We start from the raw sequence: 24133 nt of genomic DNA, 5'->3' as shown, positions 1-24133 counted from the left end.
CAACAATATGCCGATGAGACCCTGGCTGAGAGCCGTCTTGCCCGTACTGCTCATCGTGGTGTGGCTGGCGCTCGCCGGAGTGGGCGGTCCGTTCTTCGGACGGGTCTCGGAGGTGTCCAGCAACGACCAGGCAAGCTATCTTCCGGCGAGTGCTGATGCCACGAGGGTGGCCGACCTCCTGCCGAAGTTCAGTGGCGAGACCTCCGTTCCGGCCATCGTCGTGTACCAGCGCTCCTCAGAACTGACCAAGAGCGACTTGGCGTCGATCGGGAATGACGCCATGAACATCGCTGGCCTGCCTGGGGTCCTCTCCCGCGTCTCGCCACCGGTCGTGTCGAGGGATGGCAAGGCCGCAGAGGTCTTCGTACCCTTCGCCGACGACTCCGAACTGGCCTCGCACGTGGCAGGGCTTCGCGGTCATTTGGACTCTCGTGCTCCACACGGTGTTTATTCCTACGTCACCGGACCCGCCGGCTTCACTGCCGACCTGGTGGCCGCGTTCGCCGGAATCGACGGCATTCTTCTCGGTGTCGCGCTCGCTGCCGTGTTCGTGATCCTGGTCATCGTCTACCGCTCGCCGCTCCTGCCGATTCTCGTGCTCGCCACGTCGATTTTCGGTCTGTGCGCCGCGTTGCTCGTGGTCTGGTGGCTCGCCAAGTGGGGAGTCGTACAGCTGAACGGTCAGGTGCAAGGCATCCTGTTCATTCTCGTGATCGGGGCGGCAACGGACTACTCGCTCCTCTACGTCTCGCGCTATCGGGAGGCTTTGCGTGACGAGCGGAGCAGATGGACGGCGACGTGGGCGGCCATCAAGGGTGCGTTCGGGCCGATAGTCGCATCGGCCGCGACGGTCATCGTGGCGCTGCTCTGCCTTCTTTTCAGCGACCTGAACTCGAACAAGGCGCTCGGCCCGGTCGCGGCCATCGGCATCGCCTTCGCGTTCCTCGCAGCGATGACGCTGCTGCCGTCGCTTCTACTTCTGATCGGAAGGGCGGCGTTCTGGCCGGTTCGACCGAACCTGGGGTCGGAGCATCCGCAGGTGGTCGGACCTCGAGCGAGTGGACTGTGGGCGGCAGCCGCCCGGTGGATCAGCCGCGCGCCACGCGTCATCTGGATCCTCTGCACCGCCGCCCTGCTGCTCGGGTCAACGGGCATCGTGCAACTCAGGGCTGAAGGTGTGCCGCAGAGCGATCTGATCCTCGGGCATTCGGACGCGCGAGACGGCCAGAAGGTTCTCGCTCAGCACTTCCCCGGCGGCTCTGGGAGCCCAGCTCTCGTGATGGGCCCGCAGTCTCAGATGCGGCACATGGCGGACCTGCTGCTCGAACACTCCGGTGTGTCCTCCGTCGGGATCGTGGCCAAGGGAGCCCCCGACGGAACGGCACAGGTGACCAAGCGGGGGGTTCAGCCGATAGGGCCGCCGGGCACTCCGGTCCCCACAGCCACCGTCGTGCACGGTGACGTACTGCTTCAGGCGACGCTCGAGCGGCCGGCCGACTCGGATGCCGCTGAGACGACGGTACGAGCGTTGCGAACGGATCTCTCGCGGCTCGACCCCGACATCAAGGTCGGGGGAGTGACTGCGGTGGCCATCGACTCGAACGACGCTTCCATCCACGACCGCAACACGATCATTCCGATCGTGCTCGCGGTGATCCTCGTGGTGCTGATGCTTCTGCTGCGGGCGGTCTTGGCGCCGATTCTGCTCGTGCTGTCCGTCGTGGTGTCGTTCGCGGCTTCCCTCGGGGTGTCCGCGTTCGTGTTCGACGGCTTTTTCGGATACCCGGGCGCGGATCCAGCGGTGCCGCTCTACGGTTTCGTCTTCCTTGTGGCGCTCGGCATCGACTACAACATCTTTCTCATGACCCGGGTGCGCGAAGAGTCTGCGCTGCACGGCACGAGGGAAGGAATTCTGCGCGGGCTCGCCGTGACCGGCGGCGTCATCACCTCTGCAGGGCTCGTGTTGGCCACGACGTTCGCGGCTCTCGGCGTGATCCCGATCCTGTTCCTTGTGCAGATCGCGTTCATCGTGGCGTTCGGGGTGCTTGTCGACACGCTTGTCGTTCGGTCGCTGCTCGTTCCCGCCGTTTCGTATGACATCGGGCGTGCGATTTGGTGGCCATCGTCGCTGTGGCGCCGTGAATCAGGACGGGCCGGTGGCGAGCATCCCGCGCCTGACCCTCAGGCGTAGCTGCGAACAGGGCGCGGACTCGAGCTCGCCGCGAGGCTGGGCGCGCGTCTCAGCTTTCGGCCGGTCCGCCGTCGGTCGTCCAGGCCTCGCCTGGACCGAGCAGCACCTGCCACAGCCAGTCGGCCGCGACTTCGGCGGGCGGCCGTGGGTCGCGCTCCAGCCAGGCGCGTACTACCCCGAGCGCCGACCCGGTGATGCCGGCGGCGACGACGTCGACCGGGACGCCGTCGAAGGCGTGCATGTTCCCTCTGCTGATTCCCTCGACGGCTACGCGTTCGATCCGATCTCGCATGCGGGCGATCACGAGCGCCGAGCCTCGCTCGCCGAGGAGCCTGGAATAGAGCGCAGCGTTCTGCTGGATGTGCTCCAGGTACACGAGTAGTCCCTCGGGTGGCCCGGACACTGGTCCGCTCAGCTGGGCGAGCCGCTCCTCGGTGTCTTTCACGGCCGAATCGAGGGCGTCTGCCAGCAGTACGTCCTTGTCTGAGTAGTGCTGGTAGAAGCTGCTGCGATTCACGCCTGCCCTGTCCGCGATGTCGGCAACGGTGATCTCGTCCAGGCTCCGCTCGCGCGCCAGCTGCAGCAGGGCGTCTTGCAGGCTGGCGCGTGTGCGTGCGATGCGGGCATCCATGATCCGTGATTCTGTCACGAAGTCTGCGATTGCCTGGGAGTTCTCCAACATTTGACGGATGTCCAACATCTGTCGAATACCGTTAGGTCATCGCATCGTCGCGCGCTCCCTCTACCCGAATCGAAAGGGCTCGTCGTGGCCAACCTGCTCAACCGCCTTGGACTCTTCTCGGCGCGACGGCCGTGGACCGTCGTGGTCGGCTGGCTGGTCATGCTGGCACTGGCCGGGGGAGCGTTCCTCGCTTTCGGCGGCACGCTCGCGACGAGCTTCACGCTTCCCGGCACCGCGACCTCGAAGGTGACTGACCAGCTCAAAGAGCACCTCCACCAGAGCGGCGGCGCCACTGGAACCGTGGTGTTTCAGTCCACGAAGGGCGCGCTCGATGCGAGCCAGCGGGCGCAGATCACGGCGCTGCTGAAGTCGGTCACCGACGTGAAGGGCGTCGACAGCACCATCGATCCGTTCCAGACGCAGCAGCAGCGCCAGGATCAGCAGACCAAGCTGGCCGACGCGCGCTCGCAGCTGGATCAAGCGCAGGCGCAACTGGATGCCGGCAGGCAGCAACTCGATGCGGCGATCGCTCAGGCCAAGTCGGCAGGGGTGTACGACAAGGCATCCGCCCAGTTCGAAGCGCAGCAGGCACAGCTCGACGCGGGTCAAAGCCGGCTCACGGCGTCCGAGAAGCAGTTGGATGCCGGGCAGACGCTGCTCAAGGCATCCGCTGGCATCAAGACGGTCTCCGACGACGGCACGACCGCAGTCGGCGCCGTTCAGTTCCACGACAGCCTGTTCGCCCTGCCCACCGAGGTGAAGAAGGCGGTGGCCGACAAGCTGGATGCCGCGCACATCGAGGGCGTCAGCATCAACTACTCGTCAGAGATCGCCAACTCGATCGATGGGGTCATCGGCCCCGGCGAGATCACCGGCGTCATCATCGCGCTCATCACGTTGATCGTGATGATGCGGGCCATTCGGCCCGCCGTGATGCCGTTGATCTCGTCGCTGATCGGCGTCGGCGTCGGCGTGGCCGGTTCCATGGCGTTCTCCCGGGTCGTCGACATGTCGTCGGTGACGCCCGTGCTCGGGTTGATGCTCGGGCTCGCTGTCGGAATCGACTACTCGCTGTTCATCCTCAATCGGCATAGGCGGCAGATTCTTGCCGGCATGAACGTGCGGGAGTCGATAGGTCTAGCCAACGGCACGGCGGGCAACGCCGTCGTGTTCGCCGGGGCAACGGTGCTCGTCGCCCTGCTGGCGCTCAACGTGAGCGGCATCCAATTCCTCAGCGTCATGGGAACGGTCGGTGCCGCGTGCGTGCTCGTCGGCGTGCTGGTCGCGGTGACGCTCACGCCTGCCCTGCTCGGCCTGCTGAAGCTGCGTGTACTCGGCCGGAAGGCGCGCGAGCGCATCGGGCACGAGGACCACCAGGCGCGCGTGGTGCGCCCGATGCGCACGAGCCGCGCCGTGATCACTGTCGTCGCCTCCGTCATCGGCCTCCTGATCATCGCGATCCCCGCGCTCTCCATGCGTCTTGGACTGCCCGACGGTTCCTCTGAGTCGACGAGTTCGACGCAGTACAAGGCGTACAAGGCCGTCGCGCAGCAGTTCGGCGCTGGCCAGAACGGTCCGCTCATCGTGACTGCCACCCTCCCGAACGGAGTGGACAAGGACGAGGTCACGATCGAACAGGCCAGGATCACCACAGAGTTGATGTCGCGCAGCGACGTCGTCGCCGTCGCGCCCGTCGGAACCTCGGATGCCCGCGACTTCTTCGCGTTCGAGGTGGTTCCCAAGGGCGGCCCCAGCAGCGCATCCACCGAGACGCTCGTGCACGACCTACGCGATCACGCCGAGCTTTCCGGCGGCGTCACGCTCGGCGTTGCGGGCCAGGCGAGTGCGAACATCGACGTGTCCGACAAGCTGGCAGGGGTGCTGCCCCTGTACCTGGCCGTCGTGATCGGACTCTCGCTGATCATCATGATCATCGTGTTCCGCTCACTGCTCGTGCCCCTGATCGCCACTGGCGGGTACGTGCTCACGCTCTTCGCGGCGTTCGGCGGGATGACGGCCGTCTACCAGTGGGGATGGCTCGGGGCGGTCTTCGGCGTGCACGATCCCGGGCCCGTGCTCAGCTTCGCCCCCATCATCGTCATGGGCGTGCTGTTCGGGCTCGCGATGGACTATCAGTTGTTCCTGGTCTCCGGCATGAGGGAGGCGTACGTGCATGGACTCTCGGCGCGCGAAGCGGTTGTGTCCGGCCTGCGCGCAGGTCGTGCGGTGGTGACGGCCGCGGCCATCATCATGATCTCGGTGTTCGGCGGATTCGTGTTCTCCGAGCTCGCGATGGTGCGTCCCCTGGGCTTCGGTCTTGCGTTCGGAGTGCTGTTCGACGCCTTCGTGGTGAGGATGCTGCTCGTGCCCAGCCTCATGCACCTGTTCGGCAGGTCGGCGTGGTGGCTGCCACGGTGGCTTGACCGCGTGCTGCCCGACGTCGACGTCGAGGGGGCCGCCCTGGAGCGCAGCCACCCGCTGCACGGGGTGTCGGCTGACGACAAGCCAGCCGCACAGAAGACTGCCGCGGCCGTGCCGTGACGGAACAGGATCGACCAAGGAGAGAAATGTCGGAAGAACGCAAACCCCTCACCGCGAACAGCTCGATCGGCGAGTGGCTCGACGATGCGGAGGGCGGCGAACTGGTTCGCGGCCTGCTGTCCGCCAGCGGTGCGGACGAGTCCACGCTGGCGCCTATCAAGGGTCTGCCGCTGCAGCAGCTCGTCGCGCTCAGCCAGGGCCAGTTGCCGCAGTCCGTGGTGGACGATCTCGTGCGCAAGGTCAACGGGGGAGTGATACCCGAAGAGACCGAGACGGCCGGTTGGCATGAGGTGATCACGCAGGGACGGTTCGCCGGCAAGACGGTCATCGTCACGGGCGCTGCCTCGGGCATCGGGCGCGCCACCGCCTCCCGGGTGGCTCGTGAGGGCGGCCGCGTCATCGCCGTCGACGTGTCTGAGGCACGATTGCAGGAGTTCGCCGATTCGCTGCCCGACGCCCAGGTGGCGACCATCGTCGGCGACATCACCAAGCAGGACGACATCGATGCCATCGTCGCAGCCGCAGGTGACCGCATCGACGCGCTCGCGAATGTGGCCGGCATCAACGACGACTTCTCGCCGCTGCACGAGACCTCGGATGCCACATGGGACCGCGTGATCGGCATCAACCTGACTGGCGCCTTCAAGCTGACACGCGCCGTGCTTCCTGCCATGATCGCCGCCGGAACCGGAGCCGTCGTGAACATCGCCTCAGAGGCGGGCCTTCGGGGCAACGCATCCGGCAACGCGTACACCGTGTCGAAACACGGTGTGATCGGACTCACCCGCAGTGCCGCCTTCATGTACGGGCCGCAGGGGATCAGGGTCAACGCCGTCGCTCCGGGCGGCGTGGCGACGGGCATCCCCTTCCCGCCGAATGTCTCGCAGGCAGGCTCGGCCCGCCTCCAGCCGTTCCAGGCAGCGATCCCCACCGTCGCAACGGCCGAGCAGCTCGCCGCCTCCATCACGTTCCTGCTCAGCGACGACAGCGTGAACATCAACGGTGCTGTACTGCCGTCCGACGGCGGCTGGTCGGTGCAGTAGGGCGTACATACCGCCGAGGTTCTAGCCTTGCCGGATGCACCGCATCGCGTTGGATGTCCACGGCAACACTCCCGCGTTGCTCGCGGTGCTCGACGCCATCGCCACAGATGGCGTCGAAGCACATCGTGAACCTCGGTGACGTCGCCTCGGGCGGAGTCGACCCCCGTGGAACGTTGGATACGCTGCGCTCGCGGCCGGACATCCTGACCGTGCGCGGCAATCACGAACGCCAGCTGCTCACGCTGCCACGGGAGCGCATGGGCCCATCCGATCGCCTGGCGTACGACGTGCTGGGCGCAGACGACCGGGAGTGGCTCCTCGCGCTGCCGATGTGTCGCGAGATCGCCCCTGGGGCGCTCGCATTCCACGGCTCGCCTGACGACGACCTGCGCTACCTGCTCGAGACCGTCGACCCCGAAGCCCCGGACGGGCTGAGGGAGGCGTCCGATGCCGAGATCGTCGAAGGGCTCGGCGAAGCGTTCGCAGACTACGACCTCTACGTCTGCGGGCACACCCACCTGCAGCGCACACGCGTCCTCCCCGAGGGCGCTCGCGTGGTCAACCCCGGCAGCGTCGGGTGGCCGGCATACGAGGACGACGCACCCGCGCCGCATCGGGTGCAGGCCGGTTCGCCCCACGCGAGGTACACGATCGTGGAGCGGCGAGCATCCGGATGGGTCGTCGACGAACGAGCGATCGACTACGACTACGACGCGGCCATCGCGCTGGCACGCGCGAACGGCCGGCCGGACGTCGCCCACGCGCTGCGCACGGGCCGCGTCGGTTCGGACGTCGGCGCCGGCCCTCAGGCGGACTCACGCACCACGAGCGTGTGAGCCACGCTGCGGTGCAGGGCGTCCCCTCTCTCGCCACGAAGCAGTGCGCCCACGAGGTCGATCGCGTGCCTGGCTACGGCCTGCATGTCGACCGCGAGGGTCGTCAGCTCGGGAGTGACGAGCGTGCCGATGTCGAGGCCGTCCACACCGATCACGGCGACATCCTGCGGAACGCGGATGCCCGCCCGCGCGAACCCCTTCAATGCACCGACCGCGAGCACGTCGTTGAAGCACACGACGGCGTCGGTGTCGGGCGAGGCGGCCATCAGGCTTGCGGCTGCTGCGATCCCACCCTCGTGCGTGGTGGGCACCGGCACTGCGCCGGCGAGCGTCAGGCCGCGCCGTTCGAGGGCCTCCGTCAGCAGTCTGCTGCGGAGCGATTCGGCGTGGTCCGCGTCGATCATCGCTATGCGACGTCGTCCGGCCGCCACGAGATGGGCGACCGCCTCGTGCATACCCTCGCCGTAGTCGAATCGCACGCTGGCTCCCGTGTCGACGGGGTCGTCGGTGAGCAGCACGGTCGGCACGCGCGAGGTGACCAGCTCTCGATGCTCGCTGCCGAGGTGGCCGACGACGGCGTCCACTCTGTCGACCATCGCCTGCACGCGTTCGGTGCCGCGCGGCCCGCCCAGATCGGTCATCACGACGCCCCAGCCCTGCTCGGCAGCCCGGCGCGTCAGCTCCGCTGCGAGCTCCGGGTAGTACGGGTTGCGCAGGTCTGAGACGACGAATCCGATGGTGACGTCGCCACCGCGCACCAGCCGCTGCGCAGCCCGGTTGGGCCGGTACCGAAGGGCGGCAGCGGCATCCTGTACGCGCTGCTTGGTGGCTGGGCTGACATCGGGCAGATCGTTCAGTGCTCGTGTCACCGTCTGGCGCGAGACTCCGGCAGCGGCTGCGACGTCGTTGATCGTCGCGGGTCTGCCGCTGCCGCGCCCGAGGGTTGCCATGCTCGGAATGGTACTGGTAATGTCGCAAGCCGTGAACGTTCACGGTTCCGCTATGGCGGCGAGAACGCGCACCACAGACATCCGGTCGCATGCGGACATCCGTTACGGCCGCCAACCACCAACGACGGAGGAAAGCCATGGCCGAGGGTCTGCAGCACGTGCGATGGGGAATCGCCGGCCCGGGTGGTATCGCCCACCGATTCGCTGAGCAGCTGCCGCACAGCAGCACGGGCGAGCTCGTCGCCCTGGCCAGCCGCAACCCCGAGCGTGGATACGCCTTCGCCGCGGAGTTCGAGCGCGAGCCGGGCGCCATCCGCGTGCACGATTCGTACGAGGCGCTCTTCGCCGATCCCGACGTCGACGCCGTCTACATCTCCACCGTGCACACGCAGCATGTGCGCCTTGCGATCCAGGCGCTGGATGCCGGCAAGCACGTCGTGTGCGAGAAGCCGCTCTCGGTCGACCACGCGGGTGCCATGGCGGTCGTCGAGGCCGCTCGTCGTAACGGCAGGTACCTGGCCGAGGCGTTCATGTACCGCTTCCACCCGCAGGCAGTGCGGCTGGCCGAGCTGGTCGCCGAGGGCGCCATCGGGGAGGTGCAGCACATCGACGCTTCGTTCGCGTTCCATGCCGACCTTCCTGCCGAGCACCGGTTGCTGAATCCGGAACTGGCCGGTGGCGGCATCCTCGACGTCGGGGGGTACCCGGTGTCGGTTGCGCGGCTCGTCGCCGGCGCGGCGGTCGGGCAGCGGTTCGCCGACCCGGTCTCGCTCACCGCGAAGGGCACCATCGGTGCGACAGGCGTGGACGAGTGGGCCAGCGCGTCGCTCGTCTTCGGGTCGGGCATCACCGCCCACGTCACGTCAGGAGTGCGACTGGAAGACGACAACCGGGTCGTCGTGACCGGGTCGAAGGGGCGCATCGTCGTCGGGCAGCCGTGGTTGCCCAGCCCGACCGAGCCGAGCGTCATCGAGGTCTTCACGACCGATGCCGACGGTCCTGCAGGTCGGCAGAGCATCCGCATCGAGCCGGCGTATCAATACGCGCTGCAGGCGGATGCCGTGGCAGAGTTCGCCTCGGCGGGCCAGAGCCCCAACATGAGTTGGGCGGACACGCTGGGCAACGCCCGCACGCTCGACCAGTGGCGGGCCGCGATCGGCCTGCAGTACCCGTTCGAAGCGGCGACCGCGAACATCCCACCGGCGAGCGGCAGTGCGCCACGACGTCGCTCCGACGCGACGATGCGGTATGGCCGCATCCCGGGGCTCGACAAGGACGTGTCGCGCCTGGTCATGGGTGTGGACAACCAGACGACGCTCGGACATGCCTCGGTGATGTTCGACGATTTCGTCGAGCGTGGCGGCAACGCGTTCGACACCGCCTACATCTACGGCGGCGGCGTGATGGAGTCTGTGCTCGGGCAGTGGATCGCCAACCGCGGCATCCGTGACGAGGTCGTCGTCATCGGCAAGGGGGCCCACACGCCGCATTGCGACCCGGAGTCGATCGTTCGCCAGCTCGACGAGTCGCTGGATCGCCTGCAGACCGACCACGTCGACCTCTACCTCATGCACCGCGACAACGAGCAGATCCCGGTCGGGGAGTTCGTCGACGTGCTCGACGAACTGGCGCGCGGGGGGCGCGTACGTGCGTTCGGTGGTTCCAACTGGTCCGTCGAGCGGTACGAGCAGGCGCTCGCGTACGCGGATGCCAACGGCAAGCAGCGTTTCTCGGCGCTCAGCGACCACTTCGGCCTGGCGCACGCGCTCGACGTTCCGTGGGCGGGATGCCGCCACGTCACCGATGTCGAAGACAAGGAGTGGCTCGAGCGCACAGGGACGACCCTGCTGCCATGGTCATCGCAGGCTCGCGGCTTCTTCGCACGTGCCGACCGTGCGGACACGTCCGACGCGGAACTCGTGCGCTGCTACTACAGCGACGACAACTTCGAGCGCCTCGCGCGGGCCCGCAAGCTGGCGGACGAGCTCGGCGTCGCGCCGACGGCCATCGCGCTTGCCTACGTGCTGGCGCAGTCGTTCCCGACGTTCCCGCTGTTCGGACCGCGAAGTGTCGAAGAGACTCGCACTTCGATGGCCGGGCTCGACGTGACACTCAGCGACGAGCAGGTGCGCTGGCTCGACCTGCGCTGAGAAGCCAGCGCGCGTTGAGTAGCACGCGGCGCGCGTCACCGTGGGTTGAGTAGCACGCGCAGCGCGCGTATCGAAACCCCGACACTGGTTTCGATACGCGTCGCCTGCGGCGTCGCTACTCAACCCACGGTGGGGATGCGCGTGCGGCGTCGCTACTCAACCATCGGTGGGTTACAGGTCCCCGGGATGCTCCACCGTCGCGTCCGTTCCGGGGAACACGAGCGTCTCCCGTCCGTCGTCGAATCGCACGACGTAGGGCGGTGCTCCGTTCTCGCCTCGCACTTCGACGATCTCACCGTGTCTGTCAGGTGTCTCGACGGTTGTTCCGCGAATGACGATGCGTTCGCCCACCGATGCGTGCACGGTCACCATCTCCTTCGACCAGCTGTGACCCGATCCGCCGACGCTTCCAGGCTACGACGGCATCCCGAAGCGTTCCAGAATCAAGGAAAGCCGTTCGCGGATACCCCGAAAAGGGGGTGCGATCAGGCCCGCGACTCGTTCACGATTGCTTGACACTGTTCACTGCCGAGGGCGAAGCTTCTCTTGGGTCGTTCATTGCTCCCGTGGGGGCGGTGAGCATGCGGCCCATTCGATCACTCGCCCGCTTGCCCCATCTATTGCCCGGTGAGCCGGATCTCCGGCCCATCGGGCATTGTGCTTGGCGGGGTGCGACAGCGAGAGTCGCGGGCAACGGTGCGCGGCCTCCCCGGGCGAGGCGGAAAGGGGAAGCGATGTTCACTGCCATCGATTCGTTCAGCGGATTCAGCGTTGACGATCTGGATGCCGCGCGAGAGTTCTACGGAACCACGCTCGGACTCGAGGTCGAAAACGAAGGCGGTATGGGCATCCATCTCACGCTGCCGAGTGGCGCCGAGGTCTTCGTCTACGGCAAGCCCAACCACACGCCCGCCGCCTTCACGATTCTCAACTTCGTCGTCGACGACATCGATGCTGCCGTCGACGAGCTGAACGCGGCGGGAGTGCAGACCAAGATCTACTCCGATGCTGACTTCCCGACCGACGAGAAGGGAATTGCCCGCCCGGAGAACCCGGAATGGGGTCCGGATATCGCGTGGTTCCGGGATCCAGCCGGCAACGTTCTGGCCGTGATCCAGGCGTGACCTTTGTGTGACCGGTCGTGACGCTGGTGTGACCGGTCGTGACGCTGGTGTGAGCCAGTCGTGACGCTGGTGTGACCCAGTCGTGACGCCGGTGTGATCCGGGCGCGACGGCGGATGCCGGTCCCGGTCTGCTGACCGGGCGCCGGCATCCGTCGTCTCTGGAGATTCAGCTGATCGGTCAGCCCACCAGACCTCGCCTGCGAACGAGTACCAGCGCGCCCAGGCCCACGAGCAGCGCGAGTACCGCGGCCCCCATCGCACCGAGCGTGTCCGATCCCGTGTCGGCGAGCGCACCGCCGCTGCCGCTCACACCTGCTGCCACCTTGGCTGCCGTGGCGTGAATCGAGGCGGCGGGCACGATGCCGCCAGGGGTGCCCGGGTTGCCGGGAGTTCCCGGCGTTCCAGGCGTTCCCGGTGTTCCCGGCGTGCCGGGGTTGCCTGGCGTGCCTGGCGTGATGGCGGTCGCGCATCCAGAGGTGCCCGAGTCGCCGAGCACGCTCACTGCGTTGCAGCCCACCGTGACCGGAACGTCGACGCCGATCGGCGTCAGGATTCCGCCAAGCAGGCCGCCACCCGTGGTGGTGCCTGCGGTGCCTCCGCCACCCGCTGTCGTGGTGGTCGCGCCGGTTGAGGTTGCATCGCCGAGCACGCTCACCGCATCTCCTGTCACCGTGACCGGTGCGCTGGCACCGATGGGTGCTAGCAGACCCCCGAGCGCCCCGTTGTCACCTGAGGTGCTGCCGCCGGCCGGAGCGGCCGAGCCGGAGCCCGAGCCGTTCGTTGTCGTCGCGCCCGTGGTTGTGGCGTCGCCGATACCGCTGACGGAGTTGCCGCTCGCGGTCACCGGCGCGCTGGCACCGATGGGTGCAAGCAGGCCGCCGAGCACCCCGTTGTCACCTGAGGTGCTGCCGCCGGCCGGAGCCGCCTGGCCCGCGCCGCTGACGCTCGTGGCCGGATGCGTGGTGGTGGAATCGCCGATCACGCTGACCGCGTTGCCCGATGCGGTGACCGGAGCGTTTGCTCCGACCGTGGCCAGTGCTCCGCCGAGCACTGCGTTATCGCCCGAGGTGGTGCCGCCGGACGGTGTGGCTGAGCCGGAGCTCGTGCCGTTCGTCGTGGTCGCACCTGTCGTGCCCCCGTTGCCGACGCCGCTGATGGAGTTGCCGCTCACTGTGATCGGAGCGTTCACGCCCGCATCCGCAAGCAAGCCGCTCAGCGCCCCGTTGTCACCAGAGGTTGTGCCTCCGGACGGTGCCTGACCGGAGCCGCTCGCCTGTGTGGCGGGATCAGCCGTCGTCGAGTCGCCGACCGCGCTGATCGAGTTTCCACTGACCGTGATCGGCGCGCTCGCCCCCACCGGCAGCAGGAGGCCGCCGAGAAGGCTGTTGTCGCCCGAGGTGGACGGCTGGCTGCCGGCGGCAGCTGGTGCTGTCGTGCTCGTCGACGTGCCTGCGTTGCTGGAAGTGGAGTCGCCCAGCACGCTGATGCCGTTGCCGCTCACGGTGATCGGTGCGCTCACGCTGACCGGTGCCACCAGACCACCGAGCACACTGCTGTCGCCGCTCGTGGTGGCCGGCTGCCCCGTGCTCGCCGAGCCAGCGCTCGTCGGAGCAGGTGCGGTCGTTGCTCCGCCGGTACTGGTGGAGCCTCCGGCCACGCTGACTGCGTTCCCCGACACCGTGACAGGCACGCTTACCGTTGCGCCCACCGCGTCGCCCGAGGCGATGCCGTTATTGCCTGAGGTGCTTGCCACAGGTGCTGACGTCGCCGGAGACGTCGAGGTCGACGTCGTCGGCGTGCTCGTGGAAGCACCGCTCGTGGTCGCGTCGCCGAGACCGCCGATCGCGTTGCCGACCAGTGAGATCGGAGCGCTGAGATTGATGCCGAGCACGTCGCCGGAGGCTGCTCCGTCGTTTCCGCTCGTGGTGGGCTCGGCCGCGTTGGCTGCACCGATTCCCGCCAGTGATAGGCCGCCGAGGATGACTGTGAACCACAGCCCTCTCGACACGATTTTGTTCATGATGTAACTCCCCGAATGAGTTGATTCGCTCCCGTGGCGCAACGAAGGCGCGCAGAATCGGGAGACTTGAGACCCGTTTTCGTCCTGGGCAGCGCGACATCACTTGGACGCCGTGCCGAAGCAGAGCGAAGAGGCCTGACTCAGTCGGGGGTGGAGTCGGTGTCGTAGGTAGGCGTCGAGGGAAGTCGATCGTCTGTGGCGAGGCCCGCGCCGAGGCCGCCGAAGGCATCCGGTGCGGTGAAGTCGAGTGCTGTGATCAGAGCGGTGCCGCCGCCGGACCCGCCGGCGCGTGAATCGGAACCGCTCGAGACGCCGCCTGGCGGCGGGTTCGGAGCGGGTCCGTCGTGCGACGGGCCCGGTTTGCCGTCGCCGAGTCCTGAACCTGCGGCGTCGGAAGCCTGTGCTGCCCCGAAGAGGGATGCCTGCCCCGAGCCGTTCCCGGAGGTCACGGCAGCCACTGCAAGCGAATCGCTCTCGATCGCCAGCCATGGAGCGGTGGTGCCTTCGGCGGTTGTCGGCGGGGTGCTGCCGCCCCCAACGGGCGGCGCAGGCGGCCCGAAGACCGAGCCTGCGACGGCTCCGATGCCGTTGAGTGCGCCGTCCACGGCTCCCGTCGCGGGAGCGGTGGCATCCGATACCGGGCCGAGCGCAGAAGTCAGTGATGGTCCGACGAGGGGCAGGCCGCTCACGACCTGGTCGACGGCACCGGTGACGGGGGCGACCGCTTGAGTGACCGAGACGGACTGGACGGTGGAGGCGACGGCATCCGTGACGGGTGCGACCGCCTGCTGAACCGGTGCGGGCAACGCGTGAGCGACCGGGCTGACGACAGCGGAGACGGTCGAGGTCACAGTGCCGACCGCCCCGGAGACAGGGGTGGTCACGCTGCCGACGAGTGCGCCGACGGAGCCCATGAGTCCGGACCCGGATGACGCGGTCGATGCCGCAGGCGCCGGCGGCGTAGTGGGCTCGTCTGCGGAGGCCGAGAGGGAGCCGAACGCGAGCCCGAGCAGCACGAGACCGCCGGCGACGCCCAGCCCGCACAGCAGCAGGCGCAGCAGTCGCCCAGGCGATCGCGCCTCGGCATGCTCCATCGTGTCCCCCAAAGTGAAGCTGAGGCCAAGGGTAACCCCGGCCCCGCGGCATCCGATAGGGGTTCAGGCGCAGCAGATCGGCTGATCGTGTACCGAAAACGGGGGACAGGACGAGCCCCGTGGACGGGCTTGAAGGCAACCGACCGGCGAGCCATGAGGCCTGAGCTGGATCGGTCGTAACGGCACCGGTCGCTTCGACACGCCGGTGCGACACGCCCTACAGGGCGGGCTCGAGGACCGTTCGACGGTGAGTCTGCGCCCGGGATCCGCGGTATGTCGGGGGCTTCGGCTAGCTTCGACATAGGCAGGCAAGAAAAATCCCAAAACACAACATCTAGTGGAATGACAATCGTGTGATTCACGTTATATAGTGGGTGAACACCGCGGGGGGAAACACCAAGCGGCCGGGCCTACAGCCCGGAATCGGAACTTCAGGGGAGGTCATCATGGACTACGAAAACGACAGCGTCGGCGGCTATGCAGTGCCCGTCGACCCGATGGACCTTCTGCAGTGCGACAGCTGCCAGTAGGCAATCGGCACTAACAGACTGCGAAGGACCCCAGGCATCGCGCCTGGGGTCCTTTCTTGTGTCACGGCCGACACCACGGGCACCAGCCTGCGGATGTCGAGCCGCGCTGCGTAGGAGATCCGCGGCGACACGCCGCGCGCTGGGCGCGACGCGCCGACCCCTCTCTCGAATCTCCGATTTTCCGCGGTGGGTGCGCGGCGGGTGCGCGGTGGGTCGGCGGTGGGTGGGCGGTGGGTCGGCGGCGAGTGCCGTGCGGGGGCGACGTCCGGAGAGGGGTGGGCGAGGCATCCGTACAATGAAGTGCGTGTCAGTGAACCCCGCGATCCAAGGTCGCAGCTACCCTCCGACTGCCCCTTACCTGGTCGGGAGGGAGAAGGTCAGAGAGTTCGCTCGGGCCGTGTTCGCGACGAATCCCGTCAACCTCGACCCCGAGGCGGCGAGGGCTGCCGGACACGCCGACGTGGTGGCCCCACCGACGTTCCCCGTCGTGGTGCAGGAGCAGACCCTCGCACAGCTGCTGGCCGATACGGATGCCGGCATCGACTTCTCGCGAGTCGTGCACGGCGACCAGCGGTTCGAGTATTCGCGCCCGATCGTGGCCGGCGATGAGCTGACCGCGCAGCTCACCGTCACCGCGGTGAAGACGCTCGGCGGCAACGCAATGGTGACCGCCGAGACCCGCATCACCGACGCCGGTGGCGATCACGTCGTGACGGCGACGTCCACTCTCGTGGTGCGAGGAGACGAGTGATGGCGTACATACAGGGGCCGGCGCCCGACCTCAGCACCTTGACCGTGGGCGACGAGGTGGCGCAGGCGGAATTCCTCGTCACGCGCGACTCCCTCGTTCGCTATGCAGGGGCATCCGGCGACTTCAACCCCATCCACTACCGCGACGACGTGGCCGAGTTCGTCGGCCTGCCCGGCGTGCTCGCGCACGGCATGTTGACCATGGGCATCGCGGTGCAGCCCGTCGTCGACTGGGCTGGCGATCCCGCCCGCATCGTCGACTACCAGGTGCGGTTCACGCGTCCGGTGGTCGTCGATCCCAACGACGGCGCCACGCTGTCCGTCACGGCGAAGGCAGCCGTCATCGACGCCGACAACGCACGCGTGCGAATCGACATCGTGGCCACCGTTGCCGGTCAGACGGTGCTCGGCAAGGCCCAGGCGTGGGTCTCGCTCGCGTGAGCACGATGCTTCTCCGCCGTCCGGCGGCGCTCGGCAGCCTGGGCCGGGGCGCATGACCGAGGCCGTCCCGACCTTCGCCGAACTCACGACGATGCGCGTGGGCGGCCCCGCGCGCGACCTGCTCACCGCGACGACGGAGGCCGATCTGGTCGCCATGGCGGCGGATGCCTACAGCAGCGGCGAACCGGTGCTGCTGCTCGGCGGCGGATCGAACACCATCGTGAGTGACGACGGATTCGACGGCACGGTCATCCGTATCGCAACGAGCGGGGTGCAACGCGTGCAGACGCGTGAAGGCGGCGACGGGCATCCGGATGCCGTACGGCTGCGCGTGCAGGCGGGTGAGAGCTGGGACGCGCTGGTGGCGCTTGCCGTTCGCAACAGGTGGGCCGGAATCGAGGCGCTGTCCGGGATCCCCGGAAGCGTCGGCGCCGCTCCCGTGCAGAACATCGGCGCGTACGGCCAGGAGCTGTCGTCTGTTCTGGTGGCCGTCGACTTCGTGGATGCCGCCAACGGCGACGTGCGACGCCTCACTGCTGTCGACCTCGAGCTCGGCTACCGCACGTCGGTGCTCAAGCGGGGGCTGGAGGGCGTCGTCGTCGCGGTCGAGCTCGAACTGATGCAGCGTCCAGCTGTGGGTGCGGCGCTGGGAGAGCCGATCGCGTACGGGCAGCTGGCCAACGCTCTCGCGGTCGACGTCGGCACGCGCGTGTCGCTTGGGGAGATGCGGCGCACAGTGCTGTCGCTGCGCGCATCGAAGGGTATGGTGCTCGATCCGAACGACCCGGATTCCGTCAGCGCCGGCTCGTTCTTCACCAACCCGATCGTCTCAGCACACTTCGCGCGCACACTCCCCGCGGATGCCCCGCGCTGGCCGCTCACCCCCGATGAGCCGGACCTGGTGGCGCCCCTCGACGGAGCGACGGCCGAGGAGAGCGTCGCGGTGGGCATGCTCGCGAACGCCGCGGCGGACCGCGAGCGCAGGCGCGCGCAGGCGGAATCGAGCGACGGCCCAGGCGTGAAGCTGAGCGCAGCATGGCTCATCGATCGGGCGGGGATCTCCAGGGGCTTTGCACTCCCGGGATCGCGTGCCGCCATCTCCAGCAAGCACACGCTGGCGATCACGAACCGCGGCGGGGCATCCGCTCTCGAGATCGCGCAGCTCGCGTCATACGTGCAGGGTCGGGTGCAGGCCGAGTTCGGCGTGCTGCTCCACCCGGAGCCCGTACTCGTCGGACTCGAGCTCTAGGGCCTCGACTTCTGGCCCCGGTGCGGCAGGCGTCGTCGCGTCAGGAAAGCAGGCCGGGGCGTTCGTCGTCAGCTTCTGGCTGAGCCGGCCGCGCGGCGCTGGGCGCCACGGATCGCGGAAACGCCCGCGACGAGGAGCACGACGACACCCAGGGCGATCACGCCTAGGACCGCCCAGCCGGCCGGAGTGACGGATGCCTGCCACGCCTGGAACGCGGATCGCACGTCGGCCGCACCGCAGACGGTGACGGCTGCCGCGGCGAACGCCATGACGAGCACGCCCCATACGATGGCGCCCGCGCGAACGCGAGGACGGATCCGGGCCGGCTCGCCGTAGCCGGCGAGCGTCGGCCGCGGTGGCTGGGGTGTGGCCTGCTGGCCGAACGGCCACGCGGCTGATCCGTCCGACGGCCCGATGCCCTCGGTGGGAGCGGTGGCCTCGGTGGCCTCGGTGGGACCGGTGGCGCTGTCCAGCACCTCGGTCGGACCGGTGGCGCTGTCCAGCACCTCGGTCGGTAGAGGCTGCGTCTCGTGGGTCTCGTGCGTCTCGTGTTTCTGGGCGGCGTCGGCGCCGCGCTCGTCGTCCGGGTTCTGCTTCACCGTCGTCTCCTCGGTCATCGGTCGGTGGATGGGTGGTACTCGACCCGGATGGTGCCGAGACCCTGATCGATATGCAGGTCGATGCTCGGTGTGCCATCGCCGATCACGTAGGTGTGTGCGCCGGCCGCACCACCCTTCGCGGATTCGACCTCTCGCGCGTTGCCTGCTTCATCGACCTGTACCGCATCGAAGGTGCTGTTCGGCGCGTGCTGCAGGACCTCGATGCGGGCGCTGACGCCGTTCTGCAGCAGCACCGTCACCGTGCCAGCGCCCTGCTCGATGTCGCCGCCGCCCGCTCCCGACACGTCGTAGTACAGCCGAGTCGCTCCGATCGGTTGGTAGACCTTCAGGTCGTGCGGGTTCGAGTACGACGTGGCAGGCAGCAGTACGAGCTGGTGAAGTCGCGGCGGCAGCGCGGCCGCGAGAGTGGCAGCGATGAGCACGATCGAGACGAAGGTGAGGAATCCACTGCGGCGCCTCAGGATGCCTGCCGTCGCGATGGCGAGACCGATCACTCCTGTCGCAGTGGCCAGAGCGATCGCGAGCGCGAAGTCTCGGCCTGAACCGGCGAGCGCGAGCGCCGCGGCTACGCCGCCGCCGACGAGCGCGATGCCCAGTGAGATGAACACGTATGCGGCGCTGGTTCGGGGGTTCGCGGCACGGCGCTGCCTGCGTGCCTCCTCAGCCTCGGCGGCCAGGGTCTGAGCCTTCGCGCGCATCTCGGCGGAGCGTTGCTGCCTGATGACGCGCTCGTCGTTGCGCTGAGCCGTCCACGCCGCGTAGTCCGTCTTCCACGCCTCCTGTCTGGCGCGCCAGTCGGCGAGGTCGCTCTCCGGCGCGTTCGCCTCGGTGGCGCCCTGCGTCGAATCGGTGGCCGCCTGCTCGCCGGCTGGCTGTTCGGTGGCCGTCTCGTCGCTGGCCGTCTGCTCCGTCGCCGTTCGCTTCGGTGTCTGGGCCCCGTCCGTGGCCGTGCGGGTCTGCTCCGTCGCTGTCGGAGCCTGTGCTGGCGATGCCGGGGCGGCGCTCGCGGAAGCGGAATACGCTGAGCCGCCACCGGCATCCGTCGGTGAAGCAGGGGGCGTGGGTCGCGGCGGTGCAGGCGGAATGCGACCGCTGCGTGCTGCCCACACGATCACCCCGACGATCAGTGCGATCACGAGCAGCGTCCACAGCACCCGGCCGGCGGACGAGAACCAGCTCAGGCCGCCCCAGAACTGTGCACCGGCCCACCAGAAGCCTTGGGCGAATGGCAGCAGAGAGAAGAGCACGATCACGATGATGGCGATGATGGGCGGATCGAAATGCCCCTTGATCAGCCGTTCGAGGTGGATGTCACCGCGTGCGTCCGGCAGCAGAAGCCAGGCCGCCGCGTACAGCAGGAACGCCGGTCCGCCGAGCACCGCGACGACGACCGCGATGCCGCGGACGATGATCGGATCGATGCCGAGGCGGGCGGCGACTCCACTGCACACGCCGCCGACCCAGCCGCCCCGCCTGGTGATGCCGAGGCTGCGAAGCCATCCGAAGAACCGGGCGGAGCCGGCGCCAGGGGCCGAGCCGGAAGCGGAGCCGGGGTCGGCGTAGTGCTGCTGGGGAAGATCAGGCATGACTCGATGGTGCCCGACCCGGACTGCGCGCCGCGATCGGGGATGCCCCTGATCCGTCCCTGAGATCCCCCATGAAGAAGTCGGTCAGCGGTCCCCGGATGATTGGATGCCTTTGTGTCCACCCTGCCCGCGCGCCCACCGCTCGCCCGCCCGCGCGACTGCGTGCTCGGCGGAGTCTGTGCAGGCGTGGCGAGGCATCTGGGCTGGGGCGAGACGGCGACCAGATGGCTGGCCTGCGGCCTCGCGCTCTGCGGTGGAGCGGGCATCCTGCTCTACGCGTGGTTGTGGGCCATGACGCCCCTCGAGCCGGCGCCCGCCGATACGCACGGTCTCGTACACCGCCGCGTCTCGATGCCCTGGGTGCTGTTCGCCATAGCCGCGGCGCTCACCGTGCTGATGTTCGGCTTCGGCGCCTCGTTCCAGGCTGGCATCGTCGGGCCCGGCGTGCTCGTGCCGGTACTCACCGGAGTCGTCGCGTGCGGGGCTGGCGCAGCCGCATGGGACCAGCTCGTGGATGCCGCGGCTCCGCGAAGCGAGACCGCGTCGCGCTGGTTGCGCGTCGCGAGCGGAGTGCTGCTCGTGGTTGCCGGCGTGCTTGGCCCGCTCGTGTGGGGCGGAGAGGCGCCCGGTTGGGCGTGGGTGGCGTTCATCGGCGTCTTGCTGGCGGGAGTCGCAGTGCTCGCGGGGCCATGGGCGCTGCGACTGTGGCGGGAGCTCATCGCCGAGCGCACCAAACGCGTTCGCGAGGAGGAGCGCGCCGAGATGGCTGCGCACCTGCACGACTCGGTGCTGCAGACGCTCGCGCTCATCCAATCGAGGGCCGGGGCATCGAGCGAGGTCGCGAGACTCGCTCGCGCCCAGGAGCGCGAGCTGCGCGAATGGCTGTTCTCGGGCGAGCCGCGAGCCGACAGCGATCTGGTCACCGACCTGCGCGACACCGCGGCAGGGCTCGAGCTGGACTACTCGGTGCGCTTCGACGTCGTGGCCGTCGGCGAGACGCGGGAGCGGTCAGGCGGTGAGGTTGCGGCGGCCGCGCGGGAGGCCATGCTGAATGCGGCACGGCACGCGGGCGGCGATGTGAGCGTGTACATCGAGAGCACTCCGGGATCGGTGGACGTCTTCGTGCGCGACCGCGGCCCGGGCTTCGCCCTTGACGAGGTGCAGGCCGACCGCATGGGCGTTCGGGAGTCGATCATCGGGAGGATGCGCAGGGCAGGCGGGCAGGCATCCGTTCGCCCAGGAGCCGGCGGGCAGGGCACGGAGGTGCACGTGCACTTCGAGCAGCAAGAGGAACAACAGTGAACGACATCAGCGTGGTCATCGTCGACGACCACTCCATCTTCCGCTCTGGCCTCAGGGCCGACCTGGGGGAGGGCATCCGGGTGATCGGCGAAGCGGATGCCGTCGAGTCGGCGATCGAGACGGTCGCTGCCCTGCGTCCGGACGTGGTGCTGCTCGACGTGCACCTGCCGGGCGGCACGGACGGTCCGAACCGCCAGGGTGGTGGAGGCGCCGAGGTCGCGAGGCGCGCTGCGCCGTTGTCGCCGCAGACGCGGTTCCTCGCCCTGAGTGTTTCGGACTCGGCAGAAGACGTCGTCGCCGTGATCCGCGCGGGAGCCAGGGGCTACATCACGAAGGGTAGTTCGGGCGCGGAGGTGACGCGCGCGGTGCACGCCGTCGCAGAGGGCGACGCCGTGTTCTCACCACGGCTGGCCGGATTCGTGCTCGATGCGTTCGGCACGGCGTCGGGAGAGCAGGCCGAGAGCGGGGACGAGCTCGACCGGCTGACGGCGCGGGAACGGGAGGTCATGCGCCTCATCGCCAGGGGATACGCATACAAAGAGGTCGCCGGAGAGCTGTTCATCTCGGTGAAGACGGTCGAGACGCACGTGTCTGCAGTGCTACGAAAGCTGCAGCTCTCGTCGCGGCACGAGCTCACGGCGTGGGCGCTCGCCCGCCGCCTGCTGTGAGGTGACGCGGCTTTGCGCTACCCGGTACCGCTCGCCTACACTTGACCGAGGTTGTTGAAGTCAGCCAAGCTTTTCTGCGCCCATTTTTGCCGGGCGTCGAAGGGGTTGAATGCGACGCCGCCAGTGAGTTCGCAGGCCGAGTGTCCAGCGTTCGCCCAGGGTGGTGACGACACGATTTCATCACCGAAGGGCGGTGGCTCAATTGGTAGAGCAGCGGTCTCCAAAACCGCAGGTTGCAGGTTCGAGTCCTGTCCGCCCTGCAAGTCGGTGCTCTTGCGCCGGCCCACGAAAGGTATGAGGTGGCCCGAAAAGTCATCGACGAACCCAGCGAGGATGTCGTCGCGAACGCCAAGAAGGAGCGGGATGCCAAGCGCAACCCCTTCTCTCGGATCGCCCTGTTCATCCGGCAGGTCTTCGGCGAACTGCGCAAGGTCGTCACGCCGACGCGCAGGGAGCTCTTCAGCTACACGGGCGTCGTGCTGGTCTTCGTGATCATCATGATGGCGATCGTGTTCGGGCTGGACCAGCTCTTCAGCTGGCTTGTCATCCTCGCCTTCGGCAGCCCGGCATCCTGACGGCCGAGAGGCCGCGGGGCGCAGGACGAGGCCTGGATGATTCGGCGGCGCGGGCCGTACCGCGCAACAACAGGAATGGATTGGTAAAGCTAAGTGTCTGAACGAGAGCGCGACGACGTCGATTGGGCGACGGCTGCCGAGCAGTCCGCCGAAGACGACGAGGCGCAGGAGGGCAACCAGCTCAAGTCCGCTGAGGACTCGACGGATGCCGCCGAGCGCGAGGCCTTGCACGTGACCGACGCAGACGGCAACGACATCGATCTCGATGCCGTGCTCGATGCGATAGCCGAGACGGCCGACCCCGAGGCGGATGCCGCGGTCGACGAGGCGCTCGAGATCGACGACGCCGACGAGGCGGAAGCCGCGTTCGAGGCGATCGAAGACGAAGAAGAGGTCGATGGCGCCGCCGAGGAGCCGTCGGACGAAGAAGAGGTCGAGGTCGACCCTTACGAGGAGTTCAAGCGCGAGCTGCGCCGCCTTCCCGGCAAGTGGTACGTCATCCACTCCTACGCCGGTTTCGAGCGTCGGGTGAAGCAGAACCTGGCCAACCGCACGGCATCTATGGGCATGGAGGACTACATCTTCCAGGTCGAGGTGCCGATGGAAGACGTCGTCGAGATCAAGAACGGCCAGCGCAAGATGGTCAACCGCGTGCGCATCCCCGGCTACGTGCTGGTGCGCATGGACCTGAACGAGGACAGCTGGTCGGTGGTTCGCCACACGCCAGGCGTGACGGGCTTCGTGGGCAACGCTCACAACCCGACGCCGCTGCGCTTCGATGAGGCCTTCAACATGCTGAAGTCGCTCGTGCAGGTCGAGCCGGTGGCGACCAAGGCCGCCTCTGGCAAGGGTTCGAAGACCACGGCACGCGTCGCCCCGATCGAGGTCGACTTCGAGATCGGCGAGACCATCACCATCAAGGAGGGCTCGTTCGCGGGCCTTCCCGGTTCGATCAGCGAGATCAAGCCGGAGAGCGGCAAGCTCACCGTGCTCGTCTCCCTGTTCGAGCGCGAGACTCCCGTCGAGCTCAGCTTCGACCAGGTCACCAAGCAGTAGGTCGTGCCGCGCCAAGAGGCATGACCGCGCAAACCGCGCGGGAACAGGCAGGACTTGCCTGCTCTCGCGCGGTTTGCCTGTTTTCGCCAGGGGCAGGCATCCGTGCGGCCAAGGCACAGCCGCGCATCGGGTAAGATTGTGTGGTTTGCGCGTTCGCGCACCGTCACCACGTTCCGGACAGTCCGGCTTCGTGGGAGAGAGGATGCCTCGGCACCCGCTCGAAGAAAGGAAAATCAATGGCACCGAAGAAGAAGGTCACTGGTCTGATCAAGCTTCAGATCAAGGCCGGCGCCGCCAACCCCGCACCGCCGATCGGTCCGGCGCTGGGTCAGCACGGCGTCAACATCATGGAGTTCTGCAAGGCGTACAACGCCGCGACGGAGTCGCAGCGCGGAAACGTCATCCCGGTGGAGATCACCGTCTACGAGGACCGTTCGTTCACGTTCGTCCTCAAGACCCCGCCGGCAGCAGAGCTCATCAAGAAGGCCGCGGGTGTGGCCAAGGGTTCCGGTGTTCCGCACACCACGAAGGTGGGCAAGCTCACCGCCGCCCAGGTGCGTGAGATCGCCGAGCAGAAGCTCGTCGACCTGAACGCGAACGACCTGGATGCCGCCTCGAAGATCATCGAGGGCACCGCCCGTTCCATGGGCATCACGGTCGAGTAATCGCACCGCTTCCTTCTTTTTTCAGTGGCAGCGTCGGCCAGGCGCGATGACCACACTCTC

Annotated in this window: 21 protein-coding genes and 1 tRNA gene; 15 read left to right on the top strand and 7 right to left on the bottom strand. The window is 68.0% G+C overall.

Features of this window, described 5'->3' with window-relative positions:
- Positions 1-13 precede the first annotated feature (13 nt).
- On the top strand, positions 14-2191 hold the full coding sequence (locus tag ACO2Q7_RS13365; RefSeq protein ID WP_423356198.1) for an MMPL family transporter: 2178 nt from the start codon (positions 14-16) through the stop codon (positions 2189-2191).
- 49 nt (positions 2192-2240) lie between these two features.
- Here the strand turns inward: ACO2Q7_RS13365 and ACO2Q7_RS13360 are convergent, their stop codons facing one another.
- Positions 2241-2840: a TetR/AcrR family transcriptional regulator gene (locus ACO2Q7_RS13360; protein WP_423356197.1), complete on the bottom strand. Its 600-nt coding sequence runs from the start codon at positions 2838-2840 to the stop codon at positions 2241-2243.
- Positions 2841-2957: 117 nt separating this feature from the next.
- On the opposite strand from ACO2Q7_RS13360, the gene ACO2Q7_RS13355 reads away from it, so the two are divergent.
- The 3 genes from ACO2Q7_RS13355 to ACO2Q7_RS13345 all read left to right on the top strand — a co-directional run bounded on the left by ACO2Q7_RS13355 (position 2958) and on the right by ACO2Q7_RS13345 (position 7293).
- The gene (locus ACO2Q7_RS13355; RefSeq protein ID WP_423356196.1) at positions 2958-5414 is read left to right on the top strand and encodes an MMPL family transporter; all 2457 of its coding nucleotides are present in this window, start codon (positions 2958-2960) and stop codon (positions 5412-5414) included.
- 26 nt (positions 5415-5440) lie between these two features.
- Positions 5441-6457, top strand: a complete 1017-nt coding sequence (locus ACO2Q7_RS13350; protein ID WP_423356195.1) for an SDR family NAD(P)-dependent oxidoreductase — start codon at positions 5441-5443, stop codon at positions 6455-6457.
- Positions 6458-6564: 107 nt separating this feature from the next.
- Complete coding sequence (locus ACO2Q7_RS13345) at positions 6565-7293, top strand: metallophosphoesterase family protein (protein ID WP_423356194.1); 729 nt, start codon at positions 6565-6567, stop codon at positions 7291-7293.
- On the opposite strand, the gene ACO2Q7_RS13340 is transcribed toward ACO2Q7_RS13345, so the two are convergent.
- Positions 7263-8243 carry a LacI family DNA-binding transcriptional regulator gene (locus ACO2Q7_RS13340; RefSeq protein WP_423356193.1) on the bottom strand — a complete coding sequence of 327 codons (981 nt, stop codon included), beginning with the start codon at positions 8241-8243 and terminating at the stop codon, positions 7263-7265. The genes ACO2Q7_RS13345 and ACO2Q7_RS13340 overlap by 31 nt on opposite strands.
- A 137-nt stretch (positions 8244-8380) precedes the next feature.
- Here ACO2Q7_RS13340 and ACO2Q7_RS13335 point away from each other — a divergent pair, with 137 nt between their 5' ends.
- Entirely contained in the window at positions 8381-10393 is a 2013-nt protein-coding gene (locus ACO2Q7_RS13335; RefSeq protein WP_423356192.1) for an aldo/keto reductase, read from the top strand.
- A 171-nt stretch (positions 10394-10564) separates the two neighbouring features.
- Here ACO2Q7_RS13335 and ACO2Q7_RS13330 read toward each other — a convergent pair whose 3' ends face one another.
- A complete protein-coding gene (locus ACO2Q7_RS13330) occupies positions 10565-10762 on the bottom strand; it encodes a DUF1918 domain-containing protein (protein WP_423356191.1) in 198 nt (65 codons plus the stop codon).
- Positions 10763-11127: 365 nt separating this feature from the next.
- Here ACO2Q7_RS13330 and ACO2Q7_RS13325 point away from each other — a divergent pair, with 365 nt between their 5' ends.
- Positions 11128-11517 (top strand): VOC family protein, encoded by a 390-nt coding sequence (locus ACO2Q7_RS13325; RefSeq protein ID WP_423356190.1) that lies wholly within the window; start codon positions 11128-11130, stop codon positions 11515-11517.
- Positions 11518-11695: 178 nt separating this feature from the next.
- On the opposite strand, the gene ACO2Q7_RS13320 is transcribed toward ACO2Q7_RS13325, so the two are convergent.
- Both ACO2Q7_RS13320 and ACO2Q7_RS13315 read right to left on the bottom strand, forming a co-directional pair.
- Complete coding sequence (locus ACO2Q7_RS13320; protein ID WP_423356189.1) at positions 11696-13537, bottom strand: beta strand repeat-containing protein; 1842 nt, start codon at positions 13535-13537, stop codon at positions 11696-11698.
- Positions 13538-13677: 140 nt separating this feature from the next.
- Positions 13678-14631, bottom strand: coding sequence for a hypothetical protein (locus ACO2Q7_RS13315; protein WP_423356188.1), 954 nt, complete (start codon positions 14629-14631; stop codon positions 13678-13680).
- Positions 14632-15465: 834 nt separating this feature from the next.
- Here ACO2Q7_RS13315 and ACO2Q7_RS13310 point away from each other — a divergent pair.
- From ACO2Q7_RS13310 to ACO2Q7_RS13300, 3 genes are read left to right on the top strand one after another with little or no spacing between them, the layout of a single operon-like run.
- A complete protein-coding gene (locus ACO2Q7_RS13310; protein ID WP_423356187.1) occupies positions 15466-15912 on the top strand; it encodes an FAS1-like dehydratase domain-containing protein in 447 nt (148 codons plus the stop codon).
- Entirely contained in the window at positions 15912-16352 is a 441-nt protein-coding gene (locus tag ACO2Q7_RS13305) for a MaoC family dehydratase (RefSeq protein WP_423356186.1), read from the top strand. The genes ACO2Q7_RS13310 and ACO2Q7_RS13305 overlap by 1 nt, the downstream gene beginning before the upstream one ends.
- Before the next feature lie 52 nt (positions 16353-16404).
- Positions 16405-17601 (top strand): UDP-N-acetylmuramate dehydrogenase, encoded by a 1197-nt coding sequence (locus ACO2Q7_RS13300; protein ID WP_423356185.1) that lies wholly within the window; start codon positions 16405-16407, stop codon positions 17599-17601.
- A 68-nt stretch (positions 17602-17669) separates the two neighbouring features.
- On the opposite strand, the gene ACO2Q7_RS13295 is transcribed toward ACO2Q7_RS13300, so the two are convergent.
- Both ACO2Q7_RS13295 and ACO2Q7_RS13290 read right to left on the bottom strand, forming a co-directional pair.
- Positions 17670-18218, bottom strand: coding sequence for a hypothetical protein (locus tag ACO2Q7_RS13295; RefSeq protein ID WP_423356184.1), 549 nt, complete (start codon positions 18216-18218; stop codon positions 17670-17672).
- On the bottom strand, positions 18215-19807 hold the full coding sequence (locus tag ACO2Q7_RS13290; protein ID WP_423356183.1) for a PspC domain-containing protein: 1593 nt from the start codon (positions 19805-19807) through the stop codon (positions 18215-18217). The genes ACO2Q7_RS13295 and ACO2Q7_RS13290 overlap by 4 nt, the downstream gene beginning before the upstream one ends.
- 114 nt (positions 19808-19921) lie before the next feature.
- On the opposite strand from ACO2Q7_RS13290, the gene ACO2Q7_RS13285 reads away from it, so the two are divergent.
- The 6 genes from ACO2Q7_RS13285 (at position 19922) to rplK (ending at position 24073) form a co-directional block, all read left to right on the top strand.
- The gene (locus ACO2Q7_RS13285; protein WP_423356182.1) at positions 19922-21109 is read left to right on the top strand and encodes a PspC domain-containing protein; all 1188 of its coding nucleotides are present in this window, start codon (positions 19922-19924) and stop codon (positions 21107-21109) included.
- Positions 21106-21777: a LuxR C-terminal-related transcriptional regulator gene (locus ACO2Q7_RS13280; RefSeq protein ID WP_423356181.1), complete on the top strand. Its 672-nt coding sequence runs from the start codon at positions 21106-21108 to the stop codon at positions 21775-21777. The genes ACO2Q7_RS13285 and ACO2Q7_RS13280 overlap by 4 nt, the downstream gene beginning before the upstream one ends.
- A 187-nt stretch (positions 21778-21964) precedes the next feature.
- Positions 21965-22037 (top strand) — tRNA-Trp (locus ACO2Q7_RS13275).
- 39 nt (positions 22038-22076) lie between these two features.
- A complete protein-coding gene (gene secE, locus ACO2Q7_RS13270) occupies positions 22077-22352 on the top strand; it encodes a preprotein translocase subunit SecE (RefSeq protein WP_423356180.1) in 276 nt (91 codons plus the stop codon).
- Positions 22353-22445: 93 nt separating this feature from the next.
- Positions 22446-23408, top strand: coding sequence for a transcription termination/antitermination protein NusG (gene nusG, locus ACO2Q7_RS13265; RefSeq protein ID WP_423356179.1), 963 nt, complete (start codon positions 22446-22448; stop codon positions 23406-23408).
- A gap of 236 nt (positions 23409-23644) precedes the next feature.
- Positions 23645-24073 carry a 50S ribosomal protein L11 gene (rplK, locus tag ACO2Q7_RS13260; protein WP_423356178.1) on the top strand — a complete coding sequence of 143 codons (429 nt, stop codon included), beginning with the start codon at positions 23645-23647 and terminating at the stop codon, positions 24071-24073.
- Positions 24074-24133: the final 60 nt, after the last annotated feature.

Origin of the sequence: Rathayibacter sp. KR2-224, from assembly GCF_049446075.1 — a bacterium.
GTDB lineage: Bacteria > Actinomycetota > Actinomycetes > Actinomycetales > Microbacteriaceae > Humibacter.
This window is presented reverse-complemented; position numbering and strand designations above follow the sequence as displayed.